The 12258-nt window shown below is 66.0% G+C and carries 6 protein-coding genes and 1 pseudogene; 3 read left to right on the top strand and 4 right to left on the bottom strand.

Annotation, left to right across the window (positions count from 1 at the left end; all coding sequences use genetic code 11):
- Positions 1–599 precede the first annotated feature (599 nt).
- Both U1872_RS11340 and U1872_RS11335 read right to left on the bottom strand, forming a co-directional pair.
- Positions 600–1040 (bottom strand): hypothetical protein, encoded by a 441-nt coding sequence (locus U1872_RS11340; protein WP_332793007.1) that lies wholly within the window; start codon positions 1038–1040, stop codon positions 600–602.
- 542 nt (positions 1041–1582) lie between these two features.
- Positions 1583–2533, bottom strand: a complete 951-nt coding sequence (locus U1872_RS11335; RefSeq protein WP_332793006.1) for an IS1595 family transposase — start codon at positions 2531–2533, stop codon at positions 1583–1585.
- A gap of 106 nt (positions 2534–2639) precedes the next feature.
- On the opposite strand from U1872_RS11335, the gene U1872_RS11330 reads away from it, so the two are divergent.
- A complete protein-coding gene (locus tag U1872_RS11330) occupies positions 2640–2867 on the top strand; it encodes a DUF6471 domain-containing protein (protein WP_332793005.1) in 228 nt (75 codons plus the stop codon).
- Complete coding sequence (locus U1872_RS11325) at positions 2819–3751, top strand: hypothetical protein (RefSeq protein ID WP_332793004.1); 933 nt, start codon at positions 2819–2821, stop codon at positions 3749–3751. Before U1872_RS11330 ends, U1872_RS11325 begins: the two co-directional genes overlap by 49 nt.
- Positions 3752–3843: 92 nt before the next feature.
- Here U1872_RS11325 and U1872_RS11320 read toward each other — a convergent pair whose 3' ends face one another.
- Both U1872_RS11320 and U1872_RS22930 read right to left on the bottom strand, forming a co-directional pair.
- Entirely contained in the window at positions 3844–4824 is a 981-nt protein-coding gene (locus U1872_RS11320) for a hypothetical protein (protein ID WP_332793003.1), read from the bottom strand.
- Positions 4821–5980, bottom strand: a pseudogene (locus tag U1872_RS22930) (glycosyl transferase family protein). Before U1872_RS22930 ends, U1872_RS11320 begins: the two are co-directional and overlap by 4 nt.
- A 415-nt stretch (positions 5981–6395) precedes the next feature.
- On the opposite strand from U1872_RS22930, the gene U1872_RS11300 reads away from it, so the two are divergent.
- Positions 6396–12218 (top strand): alpha-2-macroglobulin family protein, encoded by a 5823-nt coding sequence (locus U1872_RS11300; RefSeq protein WP_332793002.1) that lies wholly within the window; start codon positions 6396–6398, stop codon positions 12216–12218.
- Positions 12219–12258 lie beyond the last annotated feature (40 nt).

Here is a 12258-nt window from a genome sequence, read left to right as displayed (position 1 = left end):
CGGGCCCGACCCCGGACGGGCATCACCCGCCACGCGCTGCCGCCAGTCGAGCGGCATTATGTAGCAATTGCACCAAGCGAAGGACAGACGTAATCGCCTCCGATGCGTATGATACCATATGCAGGACGGATACGATCAGACCCTAAGCGGGCTCTTACGCAAGCGGGCGGAACTGGCTGGCGAGGTCGAGACGCACCGCAGCCGATGGGAGGACGCCAGCGCGTCCCTAGAGGCTATAGACCGGGCTATCTTGGTATTCAGCCCCGGCCTCACCGCCAGCGAGCTACCGGAGCGCAAGCGGGCCCCTGTTGCGGCGGATGGCACGACCGATTTGCAGCGGTTCCTGCTCGACCTGTTGCGGCGCTCCGGGGAGCCTGTGCGGACGCTAGCGGCGGCTGCGGCGATGGGGGCGGAGCGCGGCATAGACCCGCGTGATCGGGTTGCTACGACGCTGCTACGGAAGCGTGTGGCGGACGCGTTTTATCGGCTGCGGAAGCGGGGCGTTGTGACTGGGGCTAAGTATGGGAGCGGCGCGGAGTTGGAGTGGCGATTGGTTGGCTAACTCTACGTTCAATGAGTTTAGAACCGAACCGGAACACCTAACTCAGAGACGTTTCTCGAATTGGCCGGCCAACGTATGGCGCTGGGATTGGTGCGCTTTTCGGCCAATACCCTACACCCTCTATATTGTGGAAGCGGCGCGAACGCCAAATATTAGTCCCTAACACCTTGCTCGGATCACCACCTTCGATGTGGTGCCCTGCGCTTACAAGGTAATCTAGAAGCTGGAACCGGGTCATCGGTCGACCAGCACGGATGATATAGCGCTCAGCCTCGTCCATCATGGCATTTACAGCTTGCGCACGTGCTACGCGACGGCCCTTTGAGTCGTTAAAGAGATCGTCGTGGGGGTCGTAATCAGGACTCCTGCGCTCAGGCGCGACATTCACGGTGTAATCGTGAATAAATTTATCGATGGCCTCCAGCTCACGGCGGAGCTGTTCGCGCCGCTCTTTGGCCTTCTGCAGCAGTTCGTCCATGGTAACCTCCGGGCGCCAATACATCACAAACGATGACATTTGTCAACTCGGAGTCCTCGCGAAGCCTTTGAAATTGGTTAAGCGAGTTTAAAGAGTTGCGTAGCGAGTTGTCATGTGTCACAAGACGATTGCGCGATTCTCGCGTGGAGGAGCGAAACAACGATTTTGGAGATCCAGCGAAGCGCTGACCCAGCAAATGGCTGGCGGAGAAAATAGGGACCAGCCAGAGGCTGGCCCCGAAACCCGCGGCTGACCGCGCGCCTCTTCTGTTGCAGGTCGAGAATCGCACGGTCTGTCGTTGGGATCAACCCTAAAACGACAGGAGGCCGTTTTGGCCGACGGATACGTATACACTCAGTGCATCACTCTTCGGAACGGAAAGCGGCTTTGCAAGCCGCCGGGGCAAGTGTTCCGTTTCAAGGCTAACGACAACTACAAGCCTAAAAAGGCTGCGGACGATCCGGGGAATAGCCCCGACCAAGAGCCGGATCAGAGCGTCGGTTAAAGCCGGAAGGGGCTGGCGGAAACGCCGGCCCCTTTTTTTATGCCGCCCGCTGCCAATACCCCGCCCACTTCCGCGACACCGGCGACACCATAGCAGCGCGCGCCACCTTCCCAGCCTGCTCACCGTTCGCAACGCGGCGGTTATCCTCGCGCCAAGCCATCTCACCGGCGTAGGCATAGAGATAAGGCCCCGCGATGTGGTGATGCACGCCGACTTCGGCACGACGCAGGCGGCTAAAGAAGCTCTCGGCTTGGTTGGTGCAGGCACCGTTGAGCGAGTACGCCTCGCTGTGGTTGATGCGGAACGTCTCGTAGCGAGCATGCAGCGCATCCCAGTGCGAAGCCTCGTCCGCATGAACGACCGCGCCAGGAGCGACGCGCTTAGCTACCAGCGCCACGCCTTCGGCCTCACGGTTGCCGACGAACGTAAGCGTCTCACCACCCCGCTCGCGCATCACGATAACCGACTGGCGCTTGCCCGACATTGCGAGGCGGGTGCGACGGTCGGCGCGCTCTGCCTTGATGTTGGCAGGCTTCACGTAACCGCCGAAATAGGCACCATCGACCTCTACAACGCCGTCGAGCGTCTGGCCTGCATCCTCAAGCGCCATCGCCTCGCGCAGCTTGTGCGAGAGGACGAACGCTGTCTTGTATTGCACGTCCAGGTCGCGGCTGACCTGCAGCGCCGACACGCCCTTGGCGCCGTTCACAAAGATCACGATTGCGGCGAGCAGATCCGTGTACGACAGCTTGCGGCTGGCGAAGATGGTGCCCGACGTGACCGAGAACTGATGATGGCAACCGACGCACTTGAAGCGACGGCGCGTGGTGATCGAATACGTCTCGGCACAGCCGCAACGCGGGCACGTCGCTTCGCCATCCGGCCAGCGCATCAAGCGGAACGCGTCATAAGCAGCATCTTCGCCCATCTTGAAAACAGCCTTGAGGCTGAGCGTGCGGGCGGCGGCGGAGAGGAGAAAGTGTTGCATGTCATCGTATCCAGTGCTTATGCATCGGATATAGTGGCATTGCCGTACTCTGTACAAGTGCAAACGTATCGCATATAGATACATTTGCGACGAATGGAGTGTTATTGTGGCTGATACGGAATGGGAAGCGAAAGTTAAGGGGCTGCTCAAGGCGGAATTGAAGCGCCGGAACGTGACCTACGTGCAGCTGGTCGAGAAACTTGCCGCGATTGGCGTCGTGGACTCTGAGCCGAATATCAGGAACAAGCTGGCGCGGGGAAAATTTACAGCGGTGTTCTTGATCCAATGCCTAGAGGCTATCGGTACATCATCCTTGCGGCTCTCGGATGGCTGACCTTAACCGGCGCGAGCGAGCATAAAGGCAACCAGCGGAATCAGGGACATGGCGAGAGCCAACACAAGCAGGGTGTAGCCCCCTCGCTTCCCGTCAAACCAGCGGACAACCCCGGCGATCCCAAGGGCACCAATTCCAAGTGCAAAGACGATCGCGGAAATGAAGCGGATTGCACGGTTGTCGCTACGAATGCCGCTCTCGACCAAGCGCGCGCCGCGGACTGGCAGGCTTGGGCCGCTGTCGGCGGGGTTGGCATCGGCCTTGCTACTATGATCGCTGCTATATTCGCCGCGCTGTTCGCCAAAAAAGCGGCCGATGAGACATGGCGCGGCGCCAACGCTGCTGAGAACACTCTTGCTCATGCACAGGACACTGCTCAACGACAGCTTCGCGCCTATATTTACGCTGTTAGCGCAGATGCTAAACATTGGCGCACCGCAAAAACTTTCACCGTTGAATGCGGCGTAACGGTAGAAAATAGTGGAACGACCCCAGCGGAAATTATCACCGAAAACATAACCACTCAAATATTCGTAAACGGTCAGCCCAAATCTAGATCTGGTGTTTTTAGGCCGGATTCCAATCGGCTCATTGGTCCGAACAGCTCTTATCCAATGAAATCCCAAGTCTCCATTGATGTTGAGGATTTTACAGTCCGCGAACCGCTGCGCATTAGCGTGATTATATACATCACTTACAAGGATTACACAGGAGCGCTGTGGAAATATCACGGGCTTTGGTGGTGCAGCGCTTTCAATCCAGTCAGCCTTGCTCAGGCCTCGATTCTCGACCTCGCTCCTAGAATGCAATTTGGTGAGGCCGTTAGTGCCGAGCAATTGGCCTTCGTTCGTGAAAACGCAGCCTACCTGCAGGGCGAAGATTAGCGCCAAAATAAAAACAGACACGCTTTTATGCCTCTCGTCTGAGGGCATCTGCAGCGGGCACCGTGGCGAACGTATCGCCGTTGGTGCAATTGCTACATAATGCCGCAGTCGAGCGCGAGCCGCACCGGTTGCCGCCCGATCGGCAGCGTAAGGCCGAGCGACGGCCCGATATCGAGCCGCGCGGCGCCGCGCTGCGCGCCGCCCCACGCGCCCGCGCCAAGCTCGAGCCGGACCGTGTCGGTCGTGAGCAGTGACCGCAGCGCGCGCGCGGCTCCATCGGCATAGGGTTCGGTCGCCACGCGGCGGATGACGCCGGCCTGGCCGTAAGCCTCGAGCCGGAAGCCCAGCGGGACGCCGACCGGGCCGATTCCGCCGACCACCCCGAGCGCCGGCCCGCCGCGCCCCGGTGCAAGCGCGAAACGCCGTTCGGCCATGAGCCGGATGGGAAGCCGGGTCGGCTGCCACTCGACCCCGAACGCAGCTTCGCGCAGCCCATTGCCGAGCGGCGTCGTCATACGCCCGACCAGCGCGATGCGGTGCGGTCGATCGAGCGCATAGGCAATTCGCACCCCCGCCTGCGACCCACCAAGTTGCCCGCCCAATGCCCCCGGCACGACCCCGGCACCGCCGCGTGCAACCAGCCAGGCGCTGCCCGACCAGCGCGACGCCATGCCGCGTGGCGGGCGCACCGACAACGCCTGTGGCAGGCCCGGCAGCAGCCCGGACGCCGCGACCGGGTGCGGATCGTCGGACTGAAGCAGCCCGGGCGCGACCGGCATCGGGGTAGGCGCGGCGCGCGGCGCCGGGCGGGCGCGGGCCACCGCTGGTCCAGGCGCAGCGATGCGGGCTGCTGCGAGCCGCGGGCCGACATAGCGTGCGGACGGTGCAACGAAGACCGCATGCCGCGTGGGCGGCGGAGGTGCCGCAGCGGCCACGGCGATCGGCGCGACCGTTGGCAACACGTCTGTTCCCGTCAGCGGCTGCGGCCAGATCGTGGCGATCCGTGCCATGGTCCAGGCGACCGCGACGACCAGCAGGAAGCGCAACGGGCGTCCGCGGCCCGCCGGGGTCATGATCCGGGCATCGCATCCTCGCCGCCGATCACAGCGGGGAAGACGTGGCGCGTCTTGTCCCACTTCAGCGTCGTGCCGCGCAACGATCCGACATAGGCGACCATCGCGCGCCGCGCCGCGAGCAACGCGACGAGATTGCTGACGAAGGCACGCGGTAGCGACCACGCCGCCTCGCGCCAGCCATAGCTCGCCCCGGTGAAATACGCGCGCGAGATGAGCCGCCACAATAGCAGCACCGCATTGATCCGCAGGATCGCCAGCACCGCCGCCGACGGCGCGCGCGCGGTCTCGCCGAGCAATGCGTGGCCGAGCAGCGCGGCAGCCCAGGCCACCAAGGCGAGATAGGCCGTTGCCAGCACGACCACCGCCAGCGGTGCGCGCCGGTCGCGCATCCGCATCCAATGCTCGTGCCAGTCGAAGCTGCCACTCCAACCGACCCGGTCCCAGCCCGCCAGCGCGATCCCGGTCATCCAGCGCGTCTTCTGCCGCACCGCCGTCGTGACCGTCGCCGGAAAATAGGCGCGCACCGCCACGAGCGGCCCGCCGGCCGTTTCGCGGACTCGCGCGAGCACGCCGCGCCCGCCGAGCGCGGCGACATACAGGCCGAGCTCATAATCCTCGACGATCGACCCGGCGTCGAACGGATCGCCGCCGCGCGCCAGCGCGATCCGGCCGAGCATCCCGCGCTCGATCGCACAGCCGACCCCGCGAGCGGCAGCCCTGCCCCGAGCGCCTGGCGCACCACCAGCTGTTTGCCATGCGCTTCGGCGAATTCGTCGGCGTAATGGCCCGACACCAGCCGCGCGCCGCGATCGATCAACGGCAGCACCGGCAGTTGCACCACGGCATAGTCGCCGATCAGCGCATCGATCACGCGCAGTTCGCCGGGATGCACGAAATCCTCCGCGTCGTGCAGCACGATCGCGGCCGTCCGGACACGCTCGCCGCGCTCGTCGCGCAGCAGCGCGTGCCACACCGTGTTGAGGCAGTCCGCCTTGGTCGTCGGACCATCCTTCGCGCCGATGATCAGTCGCACGCGCGCATCCTTGGCTGCGACCGCCGCAACCGCTTCGATCGTCGCGCGATCGTTGGGATGCGTGCCGACGTAAAGGCGATAATCGGAATGGTCGAAGCGCGTGAGCGCGCTGCGCAGCATCGCACCGATCACCGCCGATTCGTCCCATGCCGCAACGAAGACCGCGATCCGGCGCGGCTCGGCCAAACTATAGTCTGCGAGTGTCCGCGACACCGACCCCGCACCGCGCCGCCGCGCGAGCATCGTGAAGATCCACACCAGATCGACCGCCAGATCGTCGAGCCCACCGATGAGGAATCCGATCCCGGCAAACAGCATCGCCTCGCGCGCCACGGCATCCACCGCGCCCATGATCCAGGTTGCCGCCACGACCCGTGCTCCCCGCGACTCCCCCCTTGACGCCACCGAGTCGTTAGGCCCTATTTTCCAACAGCTTGCACGATCGAGCAAGTGTCGCGAGTCCGTCACCATTCGTCGCTGTACGAGCACGGTTCGTCGCACTATAGCTTTGCGGTAAGCGGTGTGGGGAAATGTGATGAAGCTCGGATTCCGGATCGCTCTGCTCGCTTTGGTGATCGCGCCGATCGCGGCGTTTGGCGATTCGAGCCCGCAGGTGATCCTCGCCACCCCCGGCATCGGCGACGGCGCGATCGAGCGCTTCACCGCGCGCTTCAACCAGCCGATGGTGCCCTTGGGCGATCCCCGCGCGGCTTCGCCGTTCGACGTGACCTGTGCGGTCGGCGGGCAAGGGCGCTGGGTCGACCCGCAGACCTTCGTCTACGATTTCGCGAGCGGCCTGCCCGGTGGGACGGTGTGCAAATTCGCGCTGCGCAAAGGGCTGAAGAGCGTCTCAGGCTACGCCGCGACCGGCCAGAGCGAGTTCACCGTCGATGCCGGCGGCCCCGTCGCGCGCGCGGTCCTGCCGGGTGGGGATTCGGATGAGATCGAGGAGGACCAGACCTTCCTCGTCGCGGCGAACCTGCCCGCGACCCCGGCCTCGGTCGCGGCCAACGCTTATTGCGCGGTCAAGGGGATCGGCGAGAAGATCCCGGTCGACGTGTTGCCCGCCGATTTGCCGGGCAAACTGCTCGGCGAAATGGGGACCGACAGCTGGCCCGTCCGCAGCTTCCTAGAAAATGGCGGCCTGCCCGCCGCGATCCCCGCCCCGGCCGATCGCGCGAAAGCCTATGCCGGCGTTACCGCGCTGAAGTGCCGCCGCCCGCTGCCGCCCGGCGCCGACGTCGCGCTTGTCTGGGGCGCCAACATCGCCGGCGCCGGCGGCAAGACCGCAGGCACCGACCAGCGGTTCGATTACACCGTCCGCAAGCCGTTCACCGCACGCTTCGAATGCTCGCGCGTCAACGCCGCCGCCGGCTGCAACCCGGTCGAGAAGGCGTGGGTGCGTTTCTCCGCACCGGTGCCGAGCGAACTCGCCAAGCAAGTCCGCATCGAGACCGCCGACGGTAAATTGCTGACGCCGACCCTGTTCGATACGAGCTCGGACTCCGAGCGCGGCGACGCCAAGACCAAGGCGACGATTTCGTCGGTCGGCTTCAAGAGCCCGCTGCCGCAGGCGCAGACCGGCAAGGTCGTGCTTCCCGCGGGCGTCAAGGACGAGAGCGGCCGCCCGCTCTCGAATGCCGAGCGCTTCCCGCTCGCCGTGCGGTTCGATGCCGCCCCGCCGCTCGTCAAATTCGCCGCGTCGTTCGGTATTCTCGAGTCGAAGCAGGGCGGCGTGCTGCCCGTCACCGTCCGCAACGTCGAGCCCGCGCTGCAGGGCACCAACGTCACTATCGGCGGGCAGGCGCTGCGCGTCGATGGCTCCGACGGCAAGATCGCGCAGTGGCTGCGCACCGTCGGCCATGCCGACGACGAGGCCAGTCACGAGGAAACGCGCGGCAAGGAGAAGGTGCGGATCAACGACACCGGGTCCAAGTCGATCCTCGCGGGCGAGGGCGCGCCGATGAAGATCGGCCTGCCCGGCAAGGGCAAGGATTTCGAAGTCGTCGGCCTGCCGCTCGGCGGCGGCAAGCCCGGTTTCTATGTCGTCGAGCTGGCGAGCCCGGTGCTCGGCCAGGCGCTGCTCGGGCGCAAGGCGCCGCGCTATGTCGCGACAGCGGCGCTCGTCACCAACATGAGCGTCCACTTCAAATGGGGCCGCGCGGCGAGCCTCGCCTGGGTCACCGCGCTCGACACCGGCAAGCCCGTCGCCAATGCCGAGGTGCACGTCACCGACAGCTGCACCGGCACATTGCTCGCGCGTGGCATCACCGACCGCAACGGCGGGCTCAACGTGCCCCCCGGGCTGCCCGAGCCCGAAGCCTATGGCGGTTCGTGCAACGGCGGGTCGAGCCCGCTGATGGTGTCCGCACGCGCCGGCGACGATTTCAGCTTCACGCTGACCGACTGGGGCCAGGGCATCCGCCCGTATGATTTCGACCTGCCCTATGGCTATTCGGCCCGCGGCGAGTTCCTCCACACCGTGTTCGACCGCGCGCTCGTCCGCCAGGGCGAGACGGTCCACATGAAGCACATCCTGCGCACCTCGGTCGCGAACGGCTTCGGCTTTGCGCCCGGTGTGACGGGGACGCTGCGGCTGCAGCATCGCGGATCCGACACGCAGTTCGACCTGCCGCTGACGATCGACGCGAACGGCATCGGCGAGAATGAATGGACGGCACCCGCGGGTGCGCCGATGGGCGACTACGACCTGTCGGTGATCGCGGACAACCGCACGATCGAAACTGGCCAGTCGTTCAAGGTCGACGAGTACAAGCTCCCGACGATGCGCGCGACGGTGACCGGCCCGAAGGACGCCGCGATCCGCCCGATCAGTCTCGCCCTCGACCTGTTCGTCGGCTACCTCTCGGGCGGCGGCGCGTCGAACCTGCCGGTCGACATGCGCGTCGGCTATTTCGCGCATGAGGGCACGCCCGACGGCTACGAAAGCTACAGCTTCGGCGGCAAGGCGATCGTCGAGGGCACCAAGCCGCTCAACGGCGACGGCGAGGAGGAGCAGGCGACGCTCCCGCCGACGCAGACGCTCCCCTCGACGCTCGGCGGCGACGGTACCGGCAAGCAGACGGTGTCGATTCCGCAGACGCTCGACGGCGTCACCGACATGCTCGTCGAGATGGACTATCAGGATGCCAATGGCGAAGTGTTGACCGCGTCGAAGCGCATCCCGATCTTCCCGAGCGCGGTGCAATTGGGCATCAAGACCGACGGCTGGCTGATGAAGCAGGACGATCTGCGGCTGCGCTTCGTCGCGCTCGACACCGCGGGCAAGCCGCTCGCCAACCAGGCGATCTCGGTCGCGCTCTACAGCCGCCAGATTCTCACCGCGCGGCGCCGGCTGATCGGCGGCTTCTATGCCTATGACAACCGCATGAAGACCGAGAAGCTCAGCCAGACCTGCAGCGCGACGACTGACGCGCAGGGGCTGGCGACGTGCAATCTCGACCCCGGCATTTCGGGCGAAGTCTATGCGGTCGCGACCACGAAGGACGCCGCGGGCAACGAAGCGCGCGCGACGCAGAGCGTGTGGCTCGCGGGCAAGGACGATTGGTGGTTCGGCGGCGACAATGGCGACCGGATGGACGTCGTCCCCGAAAAGCTCGCCTACAAAGCGGGCGAGACCGCGCGCTTCCAGGTGCGCATGCCGTTCCGCCAGGCAACCGCGCTCGTCACGGTCGAGCGCGAGGGCGTGCTCGCGAGCTACGTCACCGAGCTCAGCGGGGCGGATCCGGTGGTCGAAGTGAAGATGCCGGGGAGCTATGCGCCCGACGTGTTCGTCTCGGTGATGGTCGTGCGCGGCCGTACCGAGAGCGGGATCTGGAGCTGGCTCCACGGCCTCGCGCGTTCGGTCGGATTGTCGAGCGACCCGCCCGAGGGGCAGGAGCCGACCGCCCTGGTCGATCTCGCCAAGCCGAGCTACCGCATCGGCATCGCCAAGGTGAAGGTCGGCTGGGAAGCGCATCAGCTTCAGGTCGCGGTCAAGGCCGATAAGGCTCGCTACGCCGCGCGCGACGTCGCTCAGGTCGACATCCAGGTGAACGGGCCAGACGGCAAGCCGGTCCGCACCGCCGACGTCGCCTTCGCGGCGGTCGACGAAGCGCTGCTCCAGCTCGCGCCCAACGACAGCTGGGACGTGCTCACTGCGGTGATGGGCGAGCGCCCGCTCGCGGTGCTGACCTCGACCGCGCAGACGCAGGTCGTGGGAAAACGCCATTACGGCAAGAAGGCGGTCGAGGCCGGCGGCGGTGGCGGCGGCGATTCGTCGGGGCTCAACCGCGAGAATTTCCAGCCGGTGATCCTGTGGAAGGGCCGCGTCGCGCTCGACCAGAACGGCCATGCGCGGATCCCGGTTACACTGTCCGACGCGCTCTCCTCGTTCAAGCTGGTGGCGATCGCCACCGATGGGTCGCAGCTCTACGGCACCGGCATGGCGAGCGTGCGCACCGCGCAGGATCTGTCGATCTTCGCCGGCATTGCGCCGGTGGTGCGGACGGGCGATTTCTACGCCTCGAGCTTTACGCTACGCAACGGATCGGACAAGCCGATGACGGTGACCGCGAGCGTCGACCTCACCCCAGCCATCGCGCAGGGCAAGCCGCTGACGGTGACGATCCCGGCGGGCGGCGCGATGCCGGTCGCGTGGAATCTGACCGCGCCCGCCAATCTCGACTCGTTGCGCTGGCACGTCAGTGCGCGCTCGGCCGACGGCAAGGCGGTCGACCAGATCACCGTCAACCAGGCGGTGACGCCGCTCTATCCGCTCGAAGTCTGGGCGGGGACGCTTACGCGCGTGGGCGGCGACACGACGATCCCGATCCAGCCGCCGATGGGGGCGATCTCGGGCCGCGGGACGGTCGACATCCGGCTCGACGACACGCTCGCGCCGCCGCTCGCAGGGGTGCGCGATTTCATGGCGCGCTATCCGTACGATTGCTTCGAACAGCGGCTGTCGCGCGCGGTGGCGCTGGGCAACGCTTCGCTGTGGCAATCGCTCGCGAGCGATATCCCGGCGTATCAGGCCGATGACGGGCTGTTGCGCTACTGGCCGTCGGGTAGCCTGTCGGGCTCCGAGGCGCTCACTGCTTATGTGCTGGCGATGACGTCGGAGGCCGGCTTGCCGATCCCCGAGGGCCCGCGCGCGAAGATGATCGAGGGGCTGAAAGCCGTGCTCGACGGGCGCCTGCGGCACGAGGAATATGGCGATGTCCGGCTCCAGCGCGTCTACGCCTTCAACGCGCTCGCACGCGCCGGCGCGGCGACGCCGGCGATGCTCGGGCAGTTGAGCATGATCCCCAAGGAAATGCCGACCGCCTTGCTCGCCGACTATCTCGTCGCGCTCGATCATGTCGCCGGGCTCGCCAACGCCAATGCGCTGAAGGCCGCGGGCGAGTCGCAGTTGCGCACCCGGCTCGTTTATGAGGGCACGCGGCTCGATCTGTCGGACAGCAGCAACCAGCCTTGGTGGCTGATGTCGTCGGGCGACGAAGCCTCGATCAAGACGGTGATCGCGACGCTCGGTCGGCCCGGCTGGCAGGACGAGGCGGCCAAGATGATGGTCGGGGTCGCGCTGCGCCAGTCGCATGGCCGCTGGGACACGACGACCGCCAACGCCTGGGGCACGATCGCGGCGCGCAAGTTCGCGGCGCTCTATCCGGCGAGCGCGATCGTCGGGAATACGACGCTGGGCCTGGGCGCGCAGACGATCAGCAAGGCGTGGCCGCTCGCGACGACCGCGCGGACGGCGACCTTCCAGCTGCCGGCGACGCTCACCCCGCTCAAACTGTCGCAATCGAGCGGTGGCGCGGGGCCGTGGGCGAACGTCTCGATCTCGGCGGCGGTGCCGCTGACCAAGGCGTTGTTCGCTGGCTATGAGATGCAGCGCAATGTCGAGGTGGTGCAGGCGCGCACCAAGGGCGTGCTGACGCGCGGCGACGTCGTCAAGGTGACGATCACCGTCAAGGCGAGCGCCGAGCGCAACTGGGTGGTGATCAACGATCCGATCCCGGCGGGCTCCACGATCATCGGCGATCTCGGCGGGCAGTCGCAGATGCTGGCGGGGCAGGCGCAGGCGGGGCCGGGGACCAAGTTCCAGGCGCGCGATGCCGATGGCAAGCTGTGGGACGTGCAGCTGGGTGTCGTCCCCGCCTATGTCGAAAAGCGCAACGATGCGTGGCGGGCCTTCTACGGCTGGGTGCCGCGCGGGGCGTTCAGCGCGTCGTACATGCTGCGGTTGAACGGTGCAGGGCGCTTCAACCTGCCGCCGAGCCGGGTCGAGGCGATGTATTCGCCCGCGATCCGCGCCCAGCTGCCGCTTGCGCCGGTGACGGTGGTGCAGCGCTGAGCACGTGGAACGGTTGAGGAAGTCTCTGCTCGAGCTGGCC

Origin of the sequence: Parasphingomonas frigoris (genome assembly GCF_036663815.1) — a bacterium.
Classification (GTDB): Bacteria; Pseudomonadota; Alphaproteobacteria; order Sphingomonadales; family Sphingomonadaceae; genus Sphingomonas.
Note: the sequence above shows the minus strand (reverse complement) of the source record. Positions and strands in the feature narration are given on the sequence as shown.

Bases quoted from the DNA above. Each gene is read 5' to 3' on its own strand.
- U1872_RS11300 (WP_332793002.1), top strand. From the start codon at position 6,396: ATGAAGCTCGGATTCCGGATCGCTCTGCTCGCTTTGGTGATCGCGCCG.
- U1872_RS11325 (WP_332793004.1), top strand. From the start codon at position 2,819: ATGCCTAGAGGCTATCGGTACATCATCCTTGCGGCTCTCGGATGGCTG.
- U1872_RS11340 (WP_332793007.1), bottom strand. From the start codon at position 1,040: ATGGACGAACTGCTGCAGAAGGCCAAAGAGCGGCGCGAACAGCTCCGC.
- U1872_RS11335 (WP_332793006.1), bottom strand. From the start codon at position 2,533: ATGCAACACTTTCTCCTCTCCGCCGCCGCCCGCACGCTCAGCCTCAAG.
- U1872_RS11320 (WP_332793003.1), bottom strand. From the start codon at position 4,824: ATGACCCCGGCGGGCCGCGGACGCCCGTTGCGCTTCCTGCTGGTCGTC.